General features: G+C 46.8%; 19 protein-coding genes. 1 reads left to right on the top strand and 18 read right to left on the bottom strand.

Annotated features, from left to right (window positions below):
- Positions 1 to 90: 90 nt before the first annotated feature.
- From fusA to pth, 17 genes are all read right to left on the bottom strand, one after another.
- The gene (fusA, locus tag PH235_RS05425; protein ID WP_272161380.1) at positions 91 to 2,181 is read right to left on the bottom strand and encodes an elongation factor G; all 2,091 of its coding nucleotides are present in this window, start codon (positions 2,179 to 2,181) and stop codon (positions 91 to 93) included.
- A gap of 117 nt (positions 2,182 to 2,298) precedes the next feature.
- Entirely contained in the window at positions 2,299 to 2,769 is a 471-nt protein-coding gene (gene rpsG / locus PH235_RS05420; RefSeq protein WP_068559002.1) for a 30S ribosomal protein S7, read from the bottom strand.
- A gap of 45 nt (positions 2,770 to 2,814) precedes the next feature.
- Positions 2,815 to 3,231, bottom strand: a complete 417-nt coding sequence (gene rpsL, locus PH235_RS05415) for a 30S ribosomal protein S12 (protein ID WP_086987317.1) — start codon at positions 3,229 to 3,231, stop codon at positions 2,815 to 2,817.
- Between the two features lie 292 nt (positions 3,232 to 3,523).
- Positions 3,524 to 5,002: a lysine--tRNA ligase gene (gene lysS / locus PH235_RS05410; protein WP_272161547.1), complete on the bottom strand. Its 1,479-nt coding sequence runs from the start codon at positions 5,000 to 5,002 to the stop codon at positions 3,524 to 3,526.
- Between the two features lie 107 nt (positions 5,003 to 5,109).
- Complete coding sequence (dusB, locus tag PH235_RS05405; RefSeq protein ID WP_086626902.1) at positions 5,110 to 6,138, bottom strand: tRNA dihydrouridine synthase DusB; 1,029 nt, start codon at positions 6,136 to 6,138, stop codon at positions 5,110 to 5,112.
- Positions 6,139 to 6,325: 187 nt separating this feature from the next.
- On the bottom strand, positions 6,326 to 7,252 hold the full coding sequence (gene cysK / locus PH235_RS05400; protein WP_272161379.1) for a cysteine synthase A: 927 nt from the start codon (positions 7,250 to 7,252) through the stop codon (positions 6,326 to 6,328).
- Positions 7,253 to 7,361: 109 nt separating this feature from the next.
- The gene (gene hslO, locus PH235_RS05395) at positions 7,362 to 8,264 is read right to left on the bottom strand and encodes an Hsp33 family molecular chaperone HslO (RefSeq protein ID WP_272161378.1); all 903 of its coding nucleotides are present in this window, start codon (positions 8,262 to 8,264) and stop codon (positions 7,362 to 7,364) included.
- Between the two features lie 160 nt (positions 8,265 to 8,424).
- Complete coding sequence (gene ftsH, locus PH235_RS05390; protein ID WP_272161377.1) at positions 8,425 to 10,536, bottom strand: ATP-dependent zinc metalloprotease FtsH; 2,112 nt, start codon at positions 10,534 to 10,536, stop codon at positions 8,425 to 8,427.
- Positions 10,537 to 10,658: 122 nt separating this feature from the next.
- Entirely contained in the window at positions 10,659 to 11,198 is a 540-nt protein-coding gene (gene hpt, locus PH235_RS05385; protein ID WP_086626898.1) for a hypoxanthine phosphoribosyltransferase, read from the bottom strand.
- A gap of 18 nt (positions 11,199 to 11,216) precedes the next feature.
- A complete protein-coding gene (tilS, locus tag PH235_RS05380; RefSeq protein ID WP_272161376.1) occupies positions 11,217 to 12,614 on the bottom strand; it encodes a tRNA lysidine(34) synthetase TilS in 1,398 nt (465 codons plus the stop codon).
- Positions 12,615 to 12,702: 88 nt separating this feature from the next.
- The gene (locus PH235_RS05375) at positions 12,703 to 13,182 is read right to left on the bottom strand and encodes a S1 domain-containing RNA-binding protein (RefSeq protein ID WP_068559014.1); all 480 of its coding nucleotides are present in this window, start codon (positions 13,180 to 13,182) and stop codon (positions 12,703 to 12,705) included.
- A gap of 87 nt (positions 13,183 to 13,269) precedes the next feature.
- Positions 13,270 to 13,704: an FtsB family cell division protein gene (locus PH235_RS05370; RefSeq protein ID WP_272161375.1), complete on the bottom strand. Its 435-nt coding sequence runs from the start codon at positions 13,702 to 13,704 to the stop codon at positions 13,270 to 13,272.
- Positions 13,705 to 13,810: 106 nt separating this feature from the next.
- Positions 13,811 to 14,089 carry an RNA-binding S4 domain-containing protein gene (locus PH235_RS05365; RefSeq protein WP_272161374.1) on the bottom strand — a complete coding sequence of 93 codons (279 nt, stop codon included), beginning with the start codon at positions 14,087 to 14,089 and terminating at the stop codon, positions 13,811 to 13,813.
- Positions 14,076 to 15,134 (bottom strand): MazG nucleotide pyrophosphohydrolase domain-containing protein, encoded by a 1,059-nt coding sequence (locus tag PH235_RS05360; RefSeq protein WP_272161373.1) that lies wholly within the window; start codon positions 15,132 to 15,134, stop codon positions 14,076 to 14,078. Before PH235_RS05360 ends, PH235_RS05365 begins: the two co-directional genes overlap by 14 nt.
- 25 nt (positions 15,135 to 15,159) lie before the next feature.
- Positions 15,160 to 16,782, bottom strand: a complete 1,623-nt coding sequence (locus tag PH235_RS05355; RefSeq protein WP_272161372.1) for a putative polysaccharide biosynthesis protein — start codon at positions 16,780 to 16,782, stop codon at positions 15,160 to 15,162.
- The gene (gene mfd, locus PH235_RS05350; RefSeq protein ID WP_272161371.1) at positions 16,772 to 20,308 is read right to left on the bottom strand and encodes a transcription-repair coupling factor; all 3,537 of its coding nucleotides are present in this window, start codon (positions 20,306 to 20,308) and stop codon (positions 16,772 to 16,774) included. The genes PH235_RS05355 and mfd overlap by 11 nt, the downstream gene beginning before the upstream one ends.
- A gap of 113 nt (positions 20,309 to 20,421) precedes the next feature.
- Positions 20,422 to 20,991 carry an aminoacyl-tRNA hydrolase gene (gene pth, locus PH235_RS05345; RefSeq protein WP_119092389.1) on the bottom strand — a complete coding sequence of 190 codons (570 nt, stop codon included), beginning with the start codon at positions 20,989 to 20,991 and terminating at the stop codon, positions 20,422 to 20,424.
- A gap of 388 nt (positions 20,992 to 21,379) precedes the next feature.
- Between pth and PH235_RS05340 the strand changes: the two genes are divergently transcribed.
- Positions 21,380 to 22,357 (top strand): L-lactate dehydrogenase, encoded by a 978-nt coding sequence (locus PH235_RS05340; protein ID WP_272161370.1) that lies wholly within the window; start codon positions 21,380 to 21,382, stop codon positions 22,355 to 22,357.
- A gap of 251 nt (positions 22,358 to 22,608) precedes the next feature.
- On the opposite strand, the gene PH235_RS05335 is transcribed toward PH235_RS05340, so the two are convergent.
- Positions 22,609 to 23,589 (bottom strand): ribose-phosphate diphosphokinase, encoded by a 981-nt coding sequence (locus PH235_RS05335; RefSeq protein WP_086626890.1) that lies wholly within the window; start codon positions 23,587 to 23,589, stop codon positions 22,609 to 22,611.
- Between the last annotated feature and the right edge of the window lie 76 nt (positions 23,590 to 23,665).

Here is a 23,665-nt window from a genome sequence, read left to right as displayed (position 1 = left end):
TTATAATTTGTCTAGACTTTAATCGTCTATCGTATAAAGTATACCGATTTGTGCTCGAAAAAGCAATATACAAGCTAAGCAACAGCGAGATTACTCTTCGCTATTTTTTCCGCTCTTCTTGATGATTTCTTCTTGAACAGATTTAGGAACAGCTTCGTAATGATCGAATGTCATTGAGAACGTTCCACGGCCTTGTGTAGAAGAACGTAAAGTCGTAGCATATCCAAACATTTCTGATAATGGAATGCTGCTCTTAACGATTTGTGCGTTACCGCGTGCTTCAGTACCTTCGATACGTCCACGACGAGAACTTACATGACCCATTACATCTCCCAAATAGTCATCAGGAACTGTAATTTCTACAGCCATCATTGGTTCAAGGATTGCAGGGTCAGCTTTTTTAGCTGCGTTACGCAAAGCAAGTGAAGCAGCAACTTTAAATGCTGTTTCAGATGAATCGACATCATGGTAAGAACCATCATACAATTTAGCTTTAACGTCAACTAAAGGATAACCAGCCAACACACCGTTTTCCATTGCGTCTTTCAAACCAGCTTCAACTGCAGGGATGTATTCACGAGGAACAACCCCACCGACGATAGCATTTTCGAACTCAAAGCCTTTTCCTTCTTCATTAGGAGTAAATTCAACCCATACGTGACCGAATTGACCTTTACCACCTGATTGACGAACGAATTTACCTTCAGATTGAACTGATTGACGGAATGTTTCACGATAAGATACTTGAGGAGCACCTACTGTAGCTTCAACTTTGAACTCACGTCTCATACGGTCAACGATGATGTCCAAGTGCAACTCACCCATACCAGCGATGATCGTTTGACCAGTCTCTGGGTTAGTGGAAGCACGGAAAGTAGGATCTTCTTCAGAAAGTTTCTGTAACGCGATACCCATTTTATCTTGGTCAGCTTTTGATTTAGGCTCAATAGCAACTTCGATAACTGGTTCTGGGAAATTCATGGATTCAAGGATTACTTGTTTCTTTTCATCACACAAAGTGTCTCCTGTAGTCGTATCTTTCAAACCAACTGCAGCAGCGATATCTCCAGCAAATACTTCTGGGATTTCGTTACGGTGGTTAGCATGCATCTGTAGGATACGGCCTACACGTTCGCGTTTGCCTTTAGTGGCATTCTGAACGTAAGAACCACTTTGTAGAGTACCAGCGTATACGCGGAAGAATGTCAGACGGCCTACAAACGGGTCAGTCATAACTTTAAATGCTAAGGCTGCAAATGGCGCTTCGTCGCTTGCAGGAACAGCGATTTGTTCTTCAGTATCTACGTCAGTACCTGTAATGGCAGCAACATCCAATGGTGATGGAAGGTAGTCAATAACTGCATCAAGCAATAATTGAACGCCTTTATTTTTGAAAGCAGAACCGCAAAGCATCGGGAAAAATTCTACATTACATGTAGCAGTACGGATACCTTGTTTCAATTCTTCTTTCGTAATTTCTTCACCATCAAGATATTTTTCCATCATAGCTTCATCAGTTTCAGCAACAGCTTCAACTAATTTAGTGTGCCATTCTTCAGCTGCTTCAAGATATTCCGCAGGGATATCTTCTTCATGGTATTCAGTACCTTCGTCGTTATCATAGATTTCAGCCTTCATTTCGACTAAATCGATGATACCTTTGAATGTATCTTCAGAACCAATCGGCAATTGAATCGGATGCGCATTAGCATTCAGACGGTCATGGAGAGTGTCTAAAGAGTATAAGAAATCTGCACCCATTTTGTCCATTTTGTTAGCGAATATAATACGAGGAACACCATAAGTTGTAGCTTGACGCCAAACTGTTTCAGTTTGAGGCTCTACACCTGATTGTGCATCAAGTAATGCGACAGCGCCATCCAATACACGTAGGGAACGTTCAACTTCAATAGTGAAGTCCACGTGTCCAGGAGTATCGATGATGTTTACGCGATACCCTTTCCATTGTGCAGTAGTAGCAGCTGAAGTGATGGTAATACCACGTTCTTGTTCTTGTTCCATCCAGTCCATTTGTGAAGCACCCTCGTGGGTTTCACCGATCTTATGGATTTTACCGGTATAGTACAAAATACGTTCAGTTGCCGTTGTTTTACCAGCGTCAATATGAGCCATGATACCGATATTTCTCGTATTATGTAGAGAAAATTCTCTTTGTGCCATCTTCTTCAAACACCTCTCTCTTTTAAAAGTAATTGCAAGTCCATTTTATTGGAAAAATGATGACTTACGCAACCATAAAGCAAATTTCTTGCAAGAAAAAATTCTTGCAAGAAAATTTTACCAACGGTAATGAGCGAAAGCTTTGTTAGCTTCTGCCATTTTATGTGTATCTTCACGTTTCTTAACTGAAGCACCAGAGTTGTTAGCAGCATCCATAATTTCTTTAGCTAGACGCTCTTCCATAGTATCTTCACCGCGTAGACGAGAGTAGTTTACCAACCAACGTAATCCTAAAGCCATACGACGATCTGGACGTACTTCGATAGGAACTTGGTAGTTAGAACCCCCTACACGACGTGCTTTTACTTCTAAAACAGGCATGATGTTTTTCATAGCTTGTTCGAAAACTTCCAACGGGTCGTTTCCTGTAGATTCTTTGATCATTTCAAATGCGTTATATAAGATTGTAGCAGCTTTACCACGTTTCCCATCAACCATGATACGGTTGATTAAACGAGTCACCAATTTTGAATTGTAAATTGGATCTGGCATTACTTCACGTTTTGTAACTGGACCTTTACGAGGCATTCAAATTCCTCCTTCCTTAACTTTTGTTTTTCGTTTATTGTTTAATTATTTTTTCTTAGGTCTCTTAGCTCCGTATTTAGAACGGCTTTGCATACGGTTGGCTACACCAGCTGTATCAAGAGCGCCACGAACGACATGATAACGTACCCCTGGCAAGTCTTTTACTCGTCCGCCACGGATTAGCACCACGCTATGTTCTTGTAGGTTATGTCCGATACCAGGAATGTAAGCTGTAACTTCTAACAAGTTAGACAAACGTACACGAGCGTACTTACGTAACGCTGAGTTAGGTTTTTTCGGAGTCATTGTACCCACACGAGTACAAACACCACGCTTTTGAGGTGAGTTTGTATTTGTTTGAGATTTCTTGAAGCTATTGTAACCTTTTCCTAAAGCAGGAGCAGTTGATTTTACAATAGCAGATTTGCGAGGTTTACGCACTAATTGATTGATTGTAGGCATTGATTTTCCTCCTTCCTCGATGGGATAGCTAGGTCCACACATCCAGGTGGTTCCTTTTTAGTTAAAAAAATAAATAAATCGAATATTTCGACCTACTATTCTTTCTGTGACAATCATACACCAGTCAGCACGACTGAAAGATATTGTTCAGGAATCTGTGTATAAAATCACCTTATGAATCATAACATGTATATTTCTGACCGTCAACCATTTGTCTTGTATTATTTGCAAATTTTTTCGTTTTTTTCATTTAAAAGGGCTACCGCAAATTGCGGCAGCCCTCACATTCAAGTTAAATCTCTAGATTTCTCATCGTCGGGAACAGCAGGACGTCCCTGATTGATTGACTGTCGGTCAACATCATAACGAATCTGTCGATGCCGATGCCCAATCCGCCTGTCGGAGGCATACCGTATTCCAAAGCTTCGATGAAGTCTTCGTCAACGCCATGCGCTTCGTCATTGCCTTGCTCTTTTTCCGTAGCTTGCGCTTCGAATCGTTCTCTTTGATCGATCGGATCCGTAAGCTCGGTAAAGGCGTTTCCGTATTCCTTGCCCATGATGAAGATTTCAAAACGGTCCGTAAAGCGCGGATCTTCTTCATTTTTGCGTGCCAATGGCGAAATCGCAAGCGGATGACCGTAGATGAATGTCGGCTGAACCAACGTGTCTTCCACAAATGCCTCGAAAAATTCATTGATGATGTGTCCTACCGTCATGTTCTTAGTGAACGGCACATTGTGTTTTTCCGCCAAAGCTTGCGCCTCTGCGTCCGTCATCGGTGCCCAGAAATCGACGCCTGTAACGGCTTTGACTGCGTCAACCATGTGGATGCGCGGATATGGGCCGGCCAAGTTGATTTCGGTACCGTCATAGACTACTGTTGAAGAGCCTTTGACTTTTGTTGTAACCGTCTCGAAGATGCCTTCGACCACTTCCATCACATCGTGGAAGTCCGTATAGGCTGTATACATTTCCAACATCGTGAATTCCGGATTGTGGGTTGTATCGATTCCTTCGTTACGGAATACGCGACCGATTTCATAAACCTTTTCCATGCCGCCGATCACTAGGCGTTTCAGGTGCAACTCCAATGCGATGCGCATGTACAATTCCATGTCCAAAGCGTTGTGGTGCGTGATGAACGGTCTTGCGGTAGCCCCACCGGCCATGTTATGCAAAGTCGGCGTTTCTACTTCCAGGTAGCCGAGGCCGTTCAGGTACGTTCTGATTTCACTGATGATTTGGCTGCGTTGCACGAACTTATTGAAGCTCTCTTTGTTGCTGATCAAGTCAAGGTAGCGTTGACGGTATTTCTGTTCAACATTCGTCAACCCATGATATTTGTCAGGCAATGGACGCAAAGCTTTCGTCAAATGCACAAGCTGCGTCGGTTTGATGGTAACTTCACCGGCATCGGTTTTCATGATCGGTCCGGTTACGCCAATGATGTCGCCGAGATCGGCCTGTTTAAAGATTGCATAATTCTCTTCCCCGACAGCATCTTTGCGCACGTAAATCTGGATTTGGCCTTTGCTGTCCTGCAAATGCGCAAAGCCAACCTTGCCTTTGCCGCGTTTTGTCATGATTCTGCCGGCTACTGAAACGATGATCTCATCTTTTGCTTCGATTTCCTCTTTCGTAAAAGCATCGAAATCTTGATGGATAGTTGCGGATAAATGTGTTCTTACAAAACCATTTTGAAAGGGTTCAATTCCTTCTTCGCGTAAAGTCTGCATTTTTTCACGGCGAATCAGTAATTGGTCATTCATTTCTTCTGAATGTTTTTCTTGACTCAATGAGGTCACTCCGTTCTTAAATCTACTTGTTTCATAATCTTCTTAATATTGCCAATAAAAGAGTGAAAAATCAAGCCGTCTTAGCTATTTATTTCGATTTTTTCGGATGTAGGCGCTTCTTTTGAGGCTTCGCGTTCTTCTATTTCAAAAATGAACCGATCCAGCAAGTCGACAACTTCTTGTTGTCTGGATGCAGAAGTGACTGCAGCTTTTGTTTTTGAAGCACGCGGAATGCCTTTCAGGTAATAACCTGCGATGCTGCGGAATTCTTTGACAGCGACTGTTTCGCCCTTAAGATCGGTCAATCGGTCCAAGTGCAGTTTTGCGATTTCCAACTTCTCACGCGGGGTCGATTGCGGCAACATCTCTCCGGTTTCCAGATAGTGGACTGTCTGTTTGATCATCCAAGGGTTGCTCAAGGCAGCCCGGCCGATCATGACACCATCCACGCCTGTTTCGTCCATCATCCGCTTCGCATCTTCAGGCGTCTTGACATCCCCGTTCCCCAATAATGGGATACGCGTCAAAGCTTGCTTGACTTCCTTGAAGATGTTCCAGTCGGCTTTGCCATCATACATCTGTACGCGTGTGCGGCCGTGCATGGCAACGGCGGCTGCACCAGCGCGTTCTGCAGCCAAGGCATTCTCCACTGCAAACAGATGATCGGAATCCCAACCGGTCCGCATTTTCACGGTTACAGGCTTATCAACGGCATCAACGACAGCGGAAACCATTTCATAGACTTTGCCCGGATCCAACAACCACTTGGCTCCGGCTTCCGCCTTGATGACTTTGCTGACGGGGCAGCCCATGTTGATGTCGATGATGGCTGCTTCTGTGTTTTCTGCTACATATTTTGCGGCTTCAACCAGCGTATCCTTGTTGCCGCCCATGATCTGTACGCTCAACGGATACTCGTTCGGTTCGATGTGCAGCATCCGCAAAGTCTTCTCATTGCGGAATTGGATGCCCTTGTCGCTGATCATCTCGCAGACGACCAAACCTGCGCCCATCTCTTTGACGGTGACACGGAAGGCGGCGTTGCTTATTCCGGCCATCGGTGCGACTGCGACTGGATTATTGATTTCAATATTGCCAATTTTATACATTTTTTACTTCCTTTGTTATTTATTTATGGTGATCTCATCCGTTTTCTGGATGCTCGAAAAACTCTTGGACCATTCTATCATCTTACAATCAGTAAGAAAAGAAAAATATCTTGCCTGATTGCAGATGACGCTTCAACAATAAGAAAAGGACAAGCCATCCGATCGGCCTGTCCTTCTTATCCATTTATTATTGTACGCTGAACAGAGGCGTGGACAGGTAACGTTCTCCATTATCCGGCGCCACAGTCACAACAGACTTGCCTTTGCCTAAACGGATGGCCACTTCGATCGCACCAGCGATGGCAGCCCCACCTGAAATACCCACCAGTATGCCTTCTTCCTGCGCAACACGGCGAGCCATTTCGAAGGCTTGTTCATTGGAGACTTGGACGATACCGTTGTAAAGTGTCGTGTCCAATACAGACGGGACAAAGCCCGCCCCGATACCCTGGATTTTGTGCGGGCCTTTCGGCTTTCCGCTTAGTACAGCCGAGTCGGTCGGCTCCAGTGCATATATCTCCACATTCGGATTGACTTTGCGCAATGCCTTGCCGACTCCAGTCACGGTTCCGCCCGTTCCGACTCCGGCAATGAAGGCATCAGGCGTCTTGCCTTCAAAAGCCTCGATGATTTCCGGGCCGGTGATGGCTTCATGCACAGCAGGGTTGGCAGGGTTATCGAATTGCATCGGCATAAAGTGTTCCGGTTGCGCTGCGATTTCCCTTGCCTTCGCAATCGAACCGTTCATCCCTTCAGCGCCAGGTGTCAAAACCAACTCTGCTCCATAAGCTGCCAACAATAAGCGTCTTTCCATGCTCATCGTATCAGGCATCACAAAAATGGATTTATAGCCTTTTGCCGCAGCAAGCATGGCCAGACCGACACCGGTATTGCCGCTGGTCGGTTCCACGATTGTATAGCCGGGTTTCAGAACGCCTTCTTCCTCCGCCACTTCGATCATATTCAGAGCGATGCGATCTTTTACGCTCCCGCCTGCATTGAACGATTCAAGTTTGACGTAAACATCAGCCACACCATCGGGTACCACTTTATTCAGTTTGATCATCGGCGTTTCCCCGATCAAACTCGCAATTGAAGAGACTATTTTTACCATGTCGATTCCTCCAGCTCAGATAGATTTTACTGATCAGTTCCGTCAAACGGATAGATTACTTTCATTGTAGGTTACGTGAAACCGCATTACAAGCGAGAAGCCAGCGCCATCAGATGTTGGCAGCGCGTTTTTCGTCAATGGCCGTCACCAGTTCCTGCAGATCTGCTTCCGAATAGTGGTACTTTTCGCCACAGAAATGGCAGACAACCTCAGCGCCATGATCCTCTTCGATCATTTCATGCAACTCAGTCTTGCCGATCGAACTCAACCCTTCACTGAAACGTTCTCTGGAACAATCGCAGTGAAAACGCACAGGCATCTTCTCCAGCACTTCCACATTTTCTTCGCCCAATATGCGCGTCAAAATCTGTTCAGGCGTTTCCCCATTTTCCATCAATCTGGAGACTAACGGAATGGCCGCAATATTCTTTTCCACTTTCGTGATGGCTTCATCGCTAGCGTCAGGCATCACTTGGATCATGAAACCGCCAGCAGCTTTGATTGAATCATCGGTGTCCACCAATACACTCAAACCGATGGCTGAAGGGATCTGCTCCGAATTTGCCATGTAGTAGGTGAAATCCTCGCCCAATTCGCCGCTGACTAGAGAAACTTGCCCCGTAAACGGTTCTTTCATCCCTAAATCTTTGATGACGGTCAAGGTGCCTTCCGTCCCCACAACTGCACGCACATCCAGTTTGCCATCGCCGTTCAAGGAAAGGTTGACGTTAGGGTTTGCAATATAGGCTTTGATGTCGCCTTTGCCATTTGCATCTGCGAGTATGCGGCCTCCCAGGCCATCTCCATTCACGATGACAGTCATTTTTTCCTCATTCTTTAAACCGGCAGCAGCCAACAACAAAGTCCCTACCATCGTGCGGCCTAAAGCTGCAGAAGAGGCACTCCATGTATCATGTCTTCTTTGAGCCTCCGCAACCGCTGCTGTAGCGTCGATCGCATAGGCACGGAACTGTCCTTCATAGGCTAAAGCTTTAATCAAATAGTCACTCATATATAATCCTCCATCGCATTCTTAAATTGTTTCTCTATCATTCTACTATAGGTCGGAACGAAAGCAACTATACTTTGCTCACTTACTTTTGCAGAGTTGCTCTTTGATGACAAAAAGTCCGGGATTGTCATCCCAGACTTTTTGCAAAACGCTATTTTTTTTATTTTTCTTCCGTATCGGTGGCTTCATTTTCTGCTTTTTCATCAGCAGCAGGCAATGAAACGTTAGATGAATCTTCGGATTCGTCATCGGCAAGCATCTGCTCTTCTTGGCGAACCTTTTCAGCCTCTTTCTTTTCAAGGGCCCGTTTGGCTTCTTCAAAAGACTGTGCTTTTTCGCTTGGGTATTCTTCTGAATTCGAGTCCGAAGGCATTTGGCCGGTTTCGAACAAGCTGCGGATTGTTTTCTCGTCCAATGTTTCCAATTCCAACAATTTTTCAGCGATCAGATTCAGTTGTTCACGGTGCTCTTCGATGATTTGACGCGCTCTGATATGCGCCTCACTCATCATGCGACGGACTTCCGAGTCGATTTGGTAAGCAATATCTTCGGAGTAAGCTTTGGTTTGGCCATAGTCACGTCCGACGAATACTTGATGATTTCCTTCATACTGTACAGTGCCCAACTTCTCACTCATACCGTACTCGGTAACCATGCTTCTGATCAAGCCAGTAGCTTGTTCGAAGTCGTTGCTGGCGCCTGTCGTTTGGACGTTGAAAACAACTTCCTCCGCAACACGTCCACCAAGCAAGCCGACAACTTGTTCCAACAATTCATCCTTCGTCATAAGGAATCGATCCTCTTTCGGAAGCATGATTGCGTATCCTCCAGCGCGACCGCGCGGAACGATCGTAACCTTGTGGACAATGCGTGCATCGCTCAGGACCATACCGACTATTGTATGACCGGCTTCATGGTAAGCAACCATTTCACGTTCGCGCTTGCTGATGACACGATCTCTCTTGGCAGGACCGGCAATGACACGGTCATGCGCTTCGTCAACATCAAGTGCATCGATTTTTGTTTTGTTCCGTCTGGCCGCGACTAAGGCAGCTTCATTCAACAGGTTTTCCAGATCTGCTCCAGAGAAGCCTGGTGTCTGTTGCGCAACAACTTTCAAGTCGACATTGCTTGCCAACGGTTTATTGCGGGAATGTACTTTAAGTATCGCTTCACGGCCTTTTACATCCGGTCTGCCGACCAAAATCTGGCGGTCAAAACGACCTGGACGAAGCAACGCCGGATCGAGTACGTCCGAACGGTTGGTAGCGGCAATTACGATGATGCCTTCATTGCCGGAAAAACCGTCCATCTCAACCAATAATTGGTTCAGTGTCTGTTCGCGTTCATCATGTCCGCCACCCATACCGGCGCCACGTTGACGTCCGACAGCATCGATTTCATCGATGAAGATGATTGCAGGAGCTGCTTTTTTGGCTTGCTCGAACAAATCACGCACACGGCTGGCACCGACACCGACGAACATTTCCACGAATTCCGAACCGGAAATCGAGAAGAAAGGTACACCGGCCTCACCAGCGACAGCTTTTGCCAATAAGGTCTTACCTGTTCCTGGAGGTCCTTCCAGCAAAACACCCGCTGGAATTCTTGCGCCAAGTGCCGTAAAACGACGCGGATCCTTCAGGAATTCCACTACTTCAACAAGCTCTTGTTTTTCTTCTTCTGCACCCGCGACGTCAGAAAAACGTACTTTCATCGGTTTCTTGGTGGCATCCTCTGACTTCGTTTTGCCGAAGTTCATGACATTGCGGTTACCGCCTTGCCCGCCTCCAGCTTGTCCCATCATCATGTACATGAAGAAGATGAAGATGACGATCGGTAATACGCTGAACAGGATGCCGATCCATGCGCCGGACTGATCTTCTTCCAACGGCACCATCTGTGTATCCGTCGTTTTGGCGATCTCCGTGATCTGTTTCAGAGTTTCATCATTCGGTAAGACTCTGGTTGTGAAATTCTTCGTTGTTGTACTGGTCGTATCATCAAACAACAGCAGATCGCTGGATGAGTCAGCCACTTCCAGTTCTTGTTCGGTGCGGTATTCACCGCTGATTTCATAAACGCCTGCACCCGGTTGGATCGTAAAACTATCCACCTCTTCCGAGTTCAAGGCATCCATAAATTCGCTTGCGGAAATTTCTTGGCTCGTCTCTGTCTCCATACCGCCTGTAATCATCGAAACCACTGCAATGATCGCAAGGAAGATCAGCACATAAAAGCCGCTGCTTTTAAGAAAATTATTTTTTTTCATTAGAACCTCCTCGTCAGATATCGTTCTTCGCAGACTTTATCTTACGTCTCATCTTTTTTGTTAGTACAATATACTGGTATCTCACTAATCATATCATATCTGACCAATTTTAACGAATGATTTTACTCATAAACTTCGGTTTTTAAAACCCCGATATAAGGGAGGTTCCGGTACTTTTCGTTGAAGTCCAATCCGTATCCGACGACGAACTCGTTCGGAACGTTGATGCCAATGTAATCCGCTTCCAAATCCACAACGCGGCGTTCTTTTTTGTCCATCAAAGTGACCACTTTTATGGATTTTGCTTTCCGGTATTTGAAGATTTCGATCAGGTAGCTCAACGTCCGTCCAGTGTCGATGATGTCCTCCACGATCAACAGGTCGCGTCCGTCCACTGTCGTATCCAAATCTTTCAGGATCTTCACGTCTCCGCTTGATTCCATTCCCGCTCCGTAGCTGGATACGTCCATGAAATCCAATTCCAGATCGCATGCCATCGCGCGCGATAAGTCGGTCATGAACATGACGGCACCTTTCAGCACGCCAATCACCAATGGATTTTTCCCTTCATATTCTTTCGTCAATTGCGCGCCCAAGTCTTTGACTACTGCGCTGATTTCTTCTTCACTGTATAATACTTCCTTGATATCAGGATGCAACATTTCTTTCACCTCAAAAATTTATTTAATGTAAATCAATCTGTAACGCGTTTGTTCTTTGTCATTCTCGGACAACCAGACGGACTGGGCATAACCCGGCACCCATAAAATACGTCCCTCGCCATCAGTGACGATACAGGCTTTTCGTCTTTCTTCATCCGGAATTTTCTTATCCACAAAAAGCCGGCTCACTTTTTTTGTGAATGGCTGATCTTTGTTCAAAACTATCTTGTCGCCCGTACGCCGGGAACGCACCGTAAAAGGCATCAGTGCCAATTCATCGTTGATTCCAACGACCTGAGCACCCATCGGCAGTTCTTTTGAAAACGCATTATCGCCATGAAATAATCCTATTCTACCATGAGAAGGCAAGGTTACCCATTTATTTAGCTCCAATATTTCAGAAAAATCGGAAAAATCGATCCTGACTGAATCGGGGGATAAGAAAGTAAGTTTATCATACCTTTTTCTGGCCTGCCACCCTCCCGCCAAAGATATTTGCTTTTGGGGAGATTGGTTTTCGATAAGCTCCATGATGGCAGTCAGTTGGCTCCTGCGAAAGTCTTGCCCTGCAGGTATCATCTGCTCCGTCACAAAATGACTGAGCACGAGCCGTTGCAAGGAAATGTCACACGCTTGCCATCCGGTCAGATCCAATACCCAGTCCGCTTCAACCTTGTTGAACAACGAGCGAAATGACTGGGCTACAATAGGTTGAACGACAGTCAATACATCCTGCAGATCTTCCGAGAAATCACCGAAATGCCTGGACGCTTGGTTGTTTTCAGCCTTCAGCAGCGGAATGATGCTGTTCCGGTATCTGTTCCGCGTGAAATTCAGCTCCAAATTGGTGCTGTCTTCCCGATAAGGGATCCCGGCCATTTCGCAAATCCGATAGAGCTCGTCTTTTTGGAACGACAGCAACGGACGAACGAGGTGTCCACGTCCAAAAGTTCGCGTCGCAGCGATTCCGGAGATGCCCTTCAGCGTGCTGCCCCTGACCAGACGCATCAGAATCGTCTCCAGCTGATCGTCCGCATGATGCGCTGTCGCCAAGTGGGTTGCTGACCATTTTTCCATGATATCGGCAAAGAAGGCATAGCGGAATTCCCTTGCTGCCATTTCCAGGTTCGACTTCGGGTGGTTTTCTTCTTCCCAGTGTTCGGCAAAAAATGGTAGCCCTTGGCTCTGACAGTAGTCTTGGACCATCCGAAATTCCTCATCTGATTCTTCTCTGAGATGATGGTGGACATGCACCACCGCGAACTGCGGTCGCCATTCCAGCGGCAATTGTTGGACAAGCCCCAGCAACGCCATGGAATCCGCACCGCCGGATACCGCCAAAAGCAAGCGGCTCTCTTTATCCCAAAGTTGCTGGCGCTCCAGCTCTTTGCATAGACGCAGAATATATTCCTGCATAACATCCCTGCTCTCTTTACTCGTAAAGCAAAAAAGAGGGTGCGACAATCGGTTTCCCTTTTGCCCATCCTCTAGAAATTACTGTTTTCTATCCACGTCTGCCGCCACGGCCGCCGCGTTTGCCTTCCGTATTGCGCTTGATGGAAGTCAGACGATCTTCGCTGTCCTTCAAGAAGCTGCTCATCAATGAGTCAAAGTCGTTTTTAAGACCTTTGTCCTGATGGGCTGAGAAATCTTTTCTGCCTTTGGAAAAAGAACCTTCTGGACGAGGAGTTGTACTTTTTTGATAAGGTCTGCTTTCTCGTTGAGGTCTGGAAACTTCCCCTGCTGGCTTATCCACAGCTTTACGGATGGATAAACCGATCTTCCCATCATCCGCAATGGACATAACCTTAACGGTCACTTCATCGCCAACCTTCAAAACATCCTTTATTTCCTTTACAAAAGTATCAGAAATTTCACTAATATGAACTAATCCTGTCTTACCGCCACCTAAATCAATGAATGCACCAAAATTTGTAATCCCTGTAACTTTTCCCGATACTTTATTCCCAACTTCTATTGACATAAAAAAAAAGTTCCTCCTTCATTTTTGCTCAGCTAATTATAACACGGATTATGCAGAAAAAAATAGAATCTTTATTCATCGCTGTATTCATGAATCCAAATCTGCCGCATTCTCTTGTTTCTCGGCCATTTTTGTCTGATTATCCTCAGGCAAACTGAAGATGATCTCGCCATCTTTGCTCAAATAATATTTACCGCGCGCCAATTTGGCGATGTATTCATCATCCTGCAACAATTTGACTTCATAGGTCAATTGCGTATTTTCGTCCTCAGCCTGCTTTTTCTCTGTTTTGGCCAAAGCGATGGCAGCATCCAGATTGCGGATTTCCAGCCAGTTTCCGACTGTTTTCCACAGACAAGGCACAATCAAGGCAGCGCCGAAGAAAAAAATCAGGGACAATCTTCTCATATGGGCTTTCTTTTCCCTCTGAAATATACGTTTCTGACTGTGCTGCGCCTTCGTAAAATCATTTTGCATCACGGTTACGTTGTCAGCTGTCCTTTTCTTCGTCTTTTCCTTCACCCTGATCGCCTCCTTGAAACTTCCACACCCGCATTATCTCCGAATAGTTTTACTCATGTAAAAGTATAGAAGAAACGGCGCGGATTGTCCATGGCCTTTCGCATCATCAGAAGCGATTTTCTTCCGTTCTGGGTACGACCGTTTCGCTGATGAGGGTATACATTTCCTGCGCCTCATCCTTTTTGGTCGTTTCCACAATTTTGTCGATGCGCACGACGACGGTTTTGTTCCCGAATTGCAGCGTCATTTCATCTCCGGCTTTGACAGTCGAACTCGATTTTGCTTGCTTGCCGTTGATCAGGATACGCCCTTTGTCCGCCACTTCTTTGGCTACTGATCTGCGTTTGATCAAGCGGGATACTTTCAAAAATTTATCTAGTCTCATCGGAATTCCCCTTTTCTTTTGCTTTTATCGCTTGCCACATCTTATCGATTTCCTCAATTGTATCAGCCTTCACCCCGTCAAAAACATGCGGATGGCGTCTGCGCAATTTTTTGTTCAATGTTTCCAGGATATCCTCCATCGTGAAAAAGCCTTCCCGCTCACCGAACGAGGCATGATAGAACACTTGGAGCAGAATATCGCCCAACTCTTCGATCAGGTTATCGATATCATCGTTCTGGATCGCTTCAGCCACTTCTTCGCATTCTTCCTTCAGATAGGGCAACAGGCTTTCATGCGTCTGCGATTGCACCCAAACATCTTTTTCCACGATGGCATCCATGTAGGCTTGGGTCAACTCAAAGCTTTTGGTGCGCTCATCTTTCTCAAGCGGCGGAACATACAAGGAAAGCAGGTTATGCACTCCCTCAAGCCTGTCCATCTCGTACAACGGGCACCAAGTCACTTTCTGCATCTTTGTCCCTGCCGCATCGACCAAAGCTACTTGGTGCTCATCCGGATATTTCTCCATCAGCTTCAATTTAACATCACTGGCCACAAATTCATTAAAGACTTGCATGATGATCAGGTGATTGCCTAAGCTCAGCTGGTCCTGGTGGAAGGTCAACCCATCCAACAATTGGAAGCCCTCGATTGGATCTATGGCTACTGCCTGAAAGAAATCGTCGATGAAACTCTTCCCTCCGACGATTTCCACTTCGATCCCCGACTCGTTCTCCAGCAGATGCTTGACGGAATCCTCCGCAACCAACGGGTGTCCCGGCACTGCATAAATCAGATCCTGCGTTTTTGCTTTTTGCAATAAATAATCTGCAATCTGACGATATACGTCATCAAAATTATCCTTCGATTCATATATGTCATCAAAACTTTCAAACTGCACGCCTGCAGCCTTCAGGTTCTCAACGACCGGGTGCTCCTTGGTCCGCAGATGGACAAATTCAGCTGCCAGCAATCGACGGTATACGCCGTACGGTAGTTGTTCCAAATCACCGGCTCCAAGCCCCATTATTTCAATTTTACCCATATATTTCTCCTTCTGGAAATCTTTCCTATTTTAAGTCGTTCGTTTTAACCGGCAATTTGCGCAGCAGTTTTTTCCCGAACGGAATGCTTATCCACTCCCGCAAAGTAAACAGCTTCACTTTTAGAATATACCATAAGAATACGCCCACACCAGCACAAACCGTCACTGCAGCTATCACGGAATCCGTCAGCCGGCTTCCATCCGTGAAGAGATATCTTTCCAGACCGACCCGCATCGCCCCAACCGTAACAAAAAGGACAACGCAGCCAGCCATCAGTTTGAGGAAAAAGCGATCCCTGAACCAGACTTCCCGCAAGGCGCGCTCACTGTTCAGCCAAAGCACCAGCAACATGGCAGCCAAACCGGCTATCAAAGCGATGCTTGCCCCCATCGTCCCCAACGGTTCCACCAACAGCAGATTGCCGAAGAACTTGACCGCAAGACCCGCTGCCAGGGCAACCAAGGAAATCTTGTACTGACCCAAACTTTGCAGGATGGAATGATAGGCGGTCATCACCGAAGCCGCAAAAATGGCCAAAATATATACAGACAAAACCGCGATGCCTTCCCGGTCCCCGAAGAGCATGTTGTTGACGTTCGGCAAAATAGCCAACAGTCCCGTCACCGCGGCTGCCGAAAAGACACTTGTCATCCGCAGCAAAGACACGGCGGATCGGGTGAATTCGCCTAGGCGATCTTGTGCATGCGCTTGGCTCATCATCGGAATGAAGCTGGCCGAAAACCCGGTCCCCACAACCATGCCAAGCTGCACAAGCGGTTGGCCCCGGTCATAGATGCCCTTGACATTTTTTGCCAATTCGCTGGCTGTATCGCCATCCAACAAGCCGTTGTAGAGCGTAAACGAATCGATGAGCTGGAACAGGACCAGAATCGCGCTGAGCAGGCAAATCGTCGCCCCTTCAGTCGCATAGCGGCGGATCAGGCGTCCCCATTGTGCGGCGGGCTCCTCCTGTTTCAGGTGTCGCCCATCAAGCGCTGGTGAATCATGATTCCGCCTTTCTTTGTAATAGGCAACCAACAGGATCAGGCTGCCCAGGACCGCACCGACAGTAGCGCCGCTCATGGCATTTGCGCCCATCGCATATAGGTCGCCTTTTGTTTTCGTGTACAGATAAGCCGCAAAAAGGATCGCACCGACGCGCACCAGTTGTTCCGACACCTGCGAAATCGCTGTCGGTTCCATGCGGTAGTTGCCTTGGAAGTACCCCCGCAACGTTGCCAGTATCGGCATCCACAAAAACATCCAGGATACCGACTGTAAAATGGGTTTCAAGTCAGGGTCCCCCATCAGCAGCGCCAGTTGACCGGAAAAGCCATAGATACCCATGAACAGGAGGAAGCCGAAGACGCCCAGTATGACCAGGCTGCGCCTCACCATCATCCTGCGGGTCCCGCTTTCCGGCGTTTCCGCAATCATCTTGGAAAGAAATACCGGAAAGCCTGACAACGCGAACGTCATACCGATGCCATAGATAGGATAAACTTGCTGATAGACATAGAAACCTGTATTTCCAACCATATTCTGGAACGGCACTCGGTACACCGCGCTGAGCACCTTGCTGATGAAAGCTGCCAAAGACAGCAACAACGCACCCTTCATCATCTGCTTCAAGCGATTATTTTCCATCTGTTGCTCCCGCTGTTTCGTCCGGTTCGGCGACGCACGCTTTGACGAATGCATTGAGATGGTTCAGCCATTGGCGGTTCGGTAATTTCCCGATGACCAGGCTGACGACCAATTTGGCATTATTCAAATTGACCTGCGCCTTCAACGGTATTTTGCTAAGGGCTTCAAACACTGCCGGCCCCTGCAAGCGGACTGTCGCTACCTGCGAGAAGGTGATGACAACCGTCTCGCCTTGGCGTTTGATTGTTTCGATTTGGCTCTTCTCGGCATAATTTTTGATCAACCCGACCTCCAACAGATCGGAAACTTCTTGCGGATAATCGCCGAAACGGTCGATCAGATCCACATCGATTTCATCATGATCTTCAACGCCGTCGATGCGTTGGATCCGTTTGTAGAAGTCGATTTTTTGGCGCTCATCCTCTATATAATCGGCAGGTATGTAAGCGTCGATGCTCAAGTCGATTTCAACGACGGAACGCTTCGTTTTCGCTTTCAGGCCTCGTTTGGCCGCAACTGCCTCTCCCAACATCTCGGAGTACAGATCGAATCCGACCGAGTCGATGAAACCGTGTTGTTGCGCACCCAAAAGGTTTCCTGCTCCACGGATCGACAAATCACGCATGGCAATTTTGAATCCTGCACCCAGTTCCGTGAATTCCTTGATGGACTGCAGTCTTTTCTCGCTGACTTCAGTCAACATTTTATTCGGCTGATACATCAAATAAGCGTAGGCAATCCGATTCGTTCTGCCGACACGTCCGCGCAGCTGGTAGAGCTGCGACAATCCCATCCGGTCGGCATTTTCTATGAAGAGTGTGTTGACATTCGGGATATCCACACCCGTTTCGATGATGGTTGTGGTGACAAGCACATCGTAGCGGCCTTCGATAAAGTCCATGATGACATTCTCTAGCTGGACTTCGGTCATCTGGCCATGCGCCACTGCAACACGGACATCAGGGACGAGCTCGCGGATCTCTTCGGCTTTCTTCTCGATCGTTTCCACCCGATTGTAGAGATAGAAGGCTTGACCTCCGCGGGCCATTTCCCTTTCGATCGCATCCCTAACGGCTCCGTTATTCTGTTCCATGACATATGTCTGGACCGGATAACGGTTGGCCGGCGGTGTTTCGATGACAGAGAGATCCCTGACCCCCAGCATCGACATGTGCAGGGTACGCGGGATCGGCGTTGCCGTCAACGTCAAGACATCCACAGAGGCTTTCATCTGTTTCAAGCGCTCTTTGTGCTTCACACCGAAACGTTGCTCCTCGTCGACCACCAACAATCCCAAATCAGCGAACACGACGTCCTTCGATAAGATCCGATGCGTTCCGATGACGATGTCGACCGTGCCTTTGCGGATGCCAGCCAACGTTTCCTCCTGCTGTTTTTTCGTGCGGAAGCGGCTCAGCAAACCGATTTCGAATGGATATTCTTCAAACCTTTGCGTCAACGATTCATAGTGCTGTTGCGCCAAGATGGTCGTAGGGACAAGGAACGCGGCTTGCTTTCCTTCCTGCACCGCCTTGAAGATGGCGCGCATCGCCACTTCCGTTTTGCCGTATCCGACATCACCGACCAGCAAGCGATCCATCGGTTTGACGTTCTCCATGTCCGCCTTGATTTCAGCGGCACTGCGCAGTTGATCATCGGTTTCGGTATAAGGGAAGGCATTTTCGAAGTCGAGCTGCTCCGGTGTATCGGGTTGATAGGCGTAGCCTTTTTCGGATTCCCGGTTGGCGTACAGTTCGATCAATTCATCAGCGATATCTTCGATTTTGGAGGCGACTTTCTTTTTCGTTTTCGCCCATTCGGTTCCGCCCAACTTGTGCATTTTAGGCGTTTTGGCATCGGATGACACATACTTTTGAATCAAATGGATTTGCGTCACAGGAATGAATAATTTGGCGCCTTCCTGGTAAGCGATCGACATGTAATCCTGGTGGACGCCGCCGACTTCGATTGTTTCCATGCCTGTATAGAGACCTATCCCGTGATTCACATGAACGACGTAATCACCAGGATTCAGTTCCGTGTAGCTCTTCAATCTCTCCGCATTCGTCATTTTTTGGCGGCGCGGTTGCTTTTTCGTAACTTTGTTGAAAAGTTCCTTTTCGGTGACGAACACGACTTTTTCCTGCGGCAATTCAAATCCGTTCGCCATTCCGCCGACCAGGATATTCACTTTATTCTCGATAAACGGATTGTTGCCTTTGATGTAGCTATGGATGCCGAAATCCGCGAATATCCGCTGCACCTTTTCGGCACGTTCGGCAGAAGGGACCATCATGAAAACCGTCATATGCTGCTTGAGCCAACGTTCCATTTCCAACTTGACTTGCGGCATCTGACTGAAGAAGTTGTTCAGCGTGCGATATTGGAAAGGATAGACTCCGTGGAACCGCATATTTCCGAAGCCTCTGTGGAACAGCGCGTAATAGATGCGATGCTGTTTGGATTTTTTGATTACTTCGCGGATATCGGCGCTGAAATCCTGCGAAGGCAGGCACACGCCTTCCGACACTTTGGCCATTTTCCATTCCGCTGATTCGCTTTCGATTGTCCTTTCAACCTCAAGGATGCGGCTGTAATCGTCCACGATCAGCAGTGCATCTTCGGAGATGTAGTCCAAAACCGTAGGCTGTTCCGGATAGACCAAGCTTGTGTAAAGTTGCGGATCCCTCGATAATTCGCCGCGCTTCATATTGTCCGTCAGTTCGGAGAATACACGTGTCATACTTTCTTTGACTTCTTGATTCTTTATGCCTTTGATGGCCTTCTCAGCCTTTTTCTCTACCGCACTGGCCTGTTTCGCTATCTCCGCTTTCGTGAAGATCGTGTCATGCGCCGGCAAAATCCGCACGGTGTCGATAGATTCGCTGGACTTTTGGGTGTAGGCATCAAAATAGCGCAATGTGTCGATTTCGGTATCGAACAGTTCCATTCGCAAGGGGTTCTCTTCATTCAGGGCATAGATGTCGATGATGCCCCCGCGTATGCTGAACTCGCCCGGGCTGGCAACCATCCGTTCACGGGTATAGCCCATTGCGACCAATTTTTCAGGCAGGCTGTCCAGATCCAACTCCATGCCGATGGAAAAATCAAGGCAATGTGTTTCCCAGATCGAAGCTGGAGAGAGGATTTTTTTGAATCCGGCAGCCGGGATCACGACGATCCCTTTTTTGCCGCTCTTGAGGAAATCCAACGTTTCGACCCGCTGGCTGCGGTATTCCGGTGATGAAAAAGCCAGTTCCGCCGCGACGGACTCCTCCACAGGGAAGATATAGATAGGAACATCGGGTGCCATTTGACTGATGTCCTCATACACTTGGGTCGCTTGGAGCAGATTGGGGGTCAAGACGATGATCGGCTTCTGCAATTCTTCGAACAGGATATTCGTCAACAGATTGCGGCCTGATCCGGAAAGCCCAGCTACCAATTGCGGCAGTTCTGAATTGATTTCAGACAACACTGTCTGTATATTTTTTGTATTTCTCAAATATTTCTCTATTTCTTTCATGAATATTCTCCTCGTTCATGGTATGTTCTGCAGAAAAAAGGTTATCGCTTTCATCTTGATTCACCTATGCAGACTGTGCGGCAGACACAAAAGAGGTCCAGCTGAAGCTGAACCTAACCTTTTTTATTGAATTGATTCATTGTCTCCAAAAAATTGTTCCCTTTGATGAAATGATCGATCGCATCCACGCTTTCTTTTACGGAATGCAACATTTCGGCGTGGTCATCCTTCGAAAAAGGACTCAGCACATGCTGAATGACCGTCATATTATGTTGGGGCCTTCCGACTCCGATACGGATCCGATTGAAATCCTGTGTCCCTAAGTGCTGGATCAAACTTTTGATGCCATTATGTCCGCCAGCTCCACCTTTTTGGCGAAGCCTTATTTTGCCTACCGGCATATCCATGTCATCGTACACGACAACCAGATCTTCGATCGGAATGCTGTAGTAATCCATCAGCGGCCTTACAGCTCTTCCCGAATCATTCATGAAAGTCAGCGGTTTGACGAATAAAACTTTTTCGCCGTTTACGGTCGTTTCTATGTATACCGCTTCAAATTTATTTTTATTGTATTTCTCTTTATTCTGAAAAGCCCATTCATCCAAAGCAATAAAGCCGACATTGTGCTTCGTGTCGGTATACTTAGGACCTGGGTTCCCCAATCCAACAATCATTTTCATTTAAATTCCCCTATTGTTTCCAGTCATAGTTATGTTAGCAAGAGCGCAAGCGTGTGCGTTCCTGCCCTTTTACGCCAAAAAAGGCCGCACGGATATCATCCGCACAGTTTGCTTTCGAACAGTATACCACAATCCTCGGACAATCGTAAGAAATCGGATTGGGACCCGGAAAAAAATATTGTGAAAAAAATCGCAATTCCCCATTGAAAACGGCAGTGTTTTATTTTATAATATCTTTATATAATATTTCACAGGTTGTTCACTGTCTATCGCTTTCGCGCAATCATCGCTGGTTCTGAAAATCTTTGCCGAGTGGGATAGGCCCAAAGAGTAATCACCTTTGTTTAGTGTTATAATAGAATCAGCAAATAGCGAGAGGAGCATTATAATGGCAGAATTGAGTGGAAATACAGGACAAAAAATTATTTTAGTCGGTGACGGCGCTGTAGGGTCAAGTTATGCGTTTGCATTGGTTACACAAAATATTGGTCATGAGTTGGGTATCATTGATATCAACAAAGCGAAAACAGAGGGAGACGCCATCGATCTTTCCCATGCTCTAGCTTATACCTCACCTAAGAAAATCTATGCAGCATCATACGCAGATTGCCACGACGCTGATATCGTTGTGTTGACTGCAGGAGCTGCTCAAAAACCTGGTGAAACACGTCTCGATCTAGTCAGCAAGAATTTGCGCATCTTCAAGTCAATCATCGGAGAAATCATGGCTAGCGGTTTCGACGGCATTTTCTTGGTAGCATCCAACCCAGTGGATGTGCTCACTTATGCGACTTGGAAATTCTCAGGACTCCCTGCTAACCGCGTCATCGGTTCCGGAACTTCCCTGGACAGCGCTCGATTCCGCCAAAGCATCGCTGCGCTAGTAGGCGTAGATACCCGTAATGTTCACGCCTATATCTTAGGGGAACACGGCGACACTGAATTCCCTGTATGGTCCCACGCTAACGTTGGCGGCCTGCAGATTTACGAATGGGTGAAACAAACTTCTGCTGTCGATGAAAAAGCTTTAGTCGATGTCTTCTTCAAAGTGCGCGATGCCGCATACGAAATCATCGAGAAAAAAGGAGCGACCTTCTACGGTATCGCTGTAGCCTTAGCCCGTATCACAAAAGCAATCCTGAACGACGAAAATGCGATCATGCCTTTATCCGTCTACTTGGGTGGGGAATATGAACACAAAGACATCTTCATCGGCGTGCCGGCGGTCATCAACCGTTCTGGTATCCGCAACATCATCGAAATTCCTTTATCTGATGCAGAACAGGAAAAAATGGATCTATCCGCTAACACATTGAAAAAAGTGTTGGAAGAAGGATTCGCCAGCCTGGAAGCAGACGCAAAATAATCGTATCCGATTTCAAACACCCGCCAGTCCCTTTTGGGACGGCGGGTGTTTTTTTGGTTTTGGTTTGTTTTGTTGCGGGTTTCGGTGATCTGGGGTTTGGTTTTTTGTTTTTTTGGGTTGGGGGTTGTTGGGGGCTCGAAAACATGGATTCTTTCGAGTTATTCATGTTTTCCAGCCGCATTACGAAGCTACAACCGCACCTCCAAACAAAAAAGCCCTCCAAGGGAGGACTTTTTTTGCCTAACGGATTTTTAGTCGATGATTACGAATTTTTCTTGGAACAACGGGCTTACTGAGCGGTTTTCGTGGATACGTTTGATTGCTTCAGCAATCAATTGTGACACGGAAACCATTACGATTTTATCGCTGACTTTGTCAGCAGGGATATTGATCGAATCAGTAACGATCAACTCTTTGATTACGGAGTTGTTGATGCGGTCCATGGCTGGACCTGACAATACAGCATGTGTGCAGCAAGCATAGACATCCAACGCGCCTGCATCCTGCAGTGCTTGGGCAGCCAATGTGATTGTGCCGGCAGTATCGATCATGTCGTCGATCAGGATACATTTTTTGCCTTCGACATTACCGATGATGTTCATTACTTCAGCAACGTTCGCTTTCGGTCTTCTCTTGTCGATGATGGCAATCGGAGCTTTGATGAATTCAGCCAGTTTGCGGGCTCTTGTCACGCCACCGTGATCAGGCGAAACAACGACTACGTCATCATGCAAGACTTCATGATCCAAGAAGTAGCTTGCCAATAACGGAGCTCCCAACAAATGATCAACCGGGATATCGAAGAAACCTTGGATTTGAGGAGCATGCATATCAAGTGTCAACAATCTGTCAGCACCAGCATTGGTGATCATGTTCGCCACCAATTTCGCTGTGATCGGCTCACGTGATTGCGCTTTGCGGTCTTGGCGTGCATAGCCATAATAAGGTAACACGATGTTGATCGTTTTGGCACTCGCGCGCTTCAAAGCATCGATCATGATCAAAAGTTCCATCAAGTGGTCGTTTACCGGAGAACTTGTCGATTGGATGACGTAAACGTGGCAACCGCGGATACTTTCGTCGATGTTGATCTTGATTTCACCGTCGCTGAATTGGGATGAAGAAAGGGTCCCTAACTCGACACCAACGTCAGCCGCAATTTTCTCAGCCAAAGGGCGATTTGAACTTAAGGAAAAAATCTTAAGTTTTGGATCTTTGTAATGTTCTGTCATGATAATCCTCCGTTAATCTTTTGTTTTTACCAAATTAAACACATACTGATATTGTATTTTCAAAATCATTCTACCA

The organism is Trichococcus sp. K1Tr, from assembly GCF_028309625.1.
Classification (GTDB): domain Bacteria; phylum Bacillota; class Bacilli; order Lactobacillales; family Aerococcaceae; genus Trichococcus.
The sequence above is the reverse complement of the archived record's forward strand: the minus strand, read 5'-3'. Positions and strand labels throughout refer to the sequence as shown.

Coding starts and splice junctions, on each gene's coding strand:
- fusA (WP_272161380.1), bottom strand. CDS start 2,181: ATGGCACAAAGAGAATTTTCTCTACATAATACGAGAAATATCGGTATC.
- rpsG (WP_068559002.1), bottom strand. CDS start 2,769: ATGCCTCGTAAAGGTCCAGTTACAAAACGTGAAGTAATGCCAGATCCA.
- rpsL (WP_086987317.1), bottom strand. CDS start 3,231: ATGCCTACAATCAATCAATTAGTGCGTAAACCTCGCAAATCTGCTATT.
- lysS (WP_272161547.1), bottom strand. CDS start 5,002: ATGAATGACCAATTACTGATTCGCCGTGAAAAAATGCAGACTTTACGC.
- dusB (WP_086626902.1), bottom strand. CDS start 6,138: ATGTATAAAATTGGCAATATTGAAATCAATAATCCAGTCGCAGTCGCA.
- cysK (WP_272161379.1), bottom strand. CDS start 7,252: ATGGTAAAAATAGTCTCTTCAATTGCGAGTTTGATCGGGGAAACGCCG.
- hslO (WP_272161378.1), bottom strand. CDS start 8,264: ATGAGTGACTATTTGATTAAAGCTTTAGCCTATGAAGGACAGTTCCGT.
- ftsH (WP_272161377.1), bottom strand. CDS start 10,536: ATGAAAAAAAATAATTTTCTTAAAAGCAGCGGCTTTTATGTGCTGATC.
- hpt (WP_086626898.1), bottom strand. CDS start 11,198: ATGTTGCATCCTGATATCAAGGAAGTATTATACAGTGAAGAAGAAATC.
- tilS (WP_272161376.1), bottom strand. CDS start 12,614: ATGCAGGAATATATTCTGCGTCTATGCAAAGAGCTGGAGCGCCAGCAA.
- PH235_RS05375 (WP_068559014.1), bottom strand. CDS start 13,182: ATGTCAATAGAAGTTGGGAATAAAGTATCGGGAAAAGTTACAGGGATT.
- PH235_RS05365 (WP_272161374.1), bottom strand. CDS start 14,089: ATGAGACTAGATAAATTTTTGAAAGTATCCCGCTTGATCAAACGCAGA.
- PH235_RS05360 (WP_272161373.1), bottom strand. CDS start 15,134: ATGGGTAAAATTGAAATAATGGGGCTTGGAGCCGGTGATTTGGAACAA.
- PH235_RS05355 (WP_272161372.1), bottom strand. CDS start 16,782: ATGGAAAATAATCGCTTGAAGCAGATGATGAAGGGTGCGTTGTTGCTG.
- mfd (WP_272161371.1), bottom strand. CDS start 20,308: ATGAAAGAAATAGAGAAATATTTGAGAAATACAAAAAATATACAGACA.
- pth (WP_119092389.1), bottom strand. CDS start 20,991: ATGAAAATGATTGTTGGATTGGGGAACCCAGGTCCTAAGTATACCGAC.
- PH235_RS05340 (WP_272161370.1), top strand. CDS start 21,380: ATGGCAGAATTGAGTGGAAATACAGGACAAAAAATTATTTTAGTCGGT.
- PH235_RS05335 (WP_086626890.1), bottom strand. CDS start 23,589: ATGACAGAACATTACAAAGATCCAAAACTTAAGATTTTTTCCTTAAGT.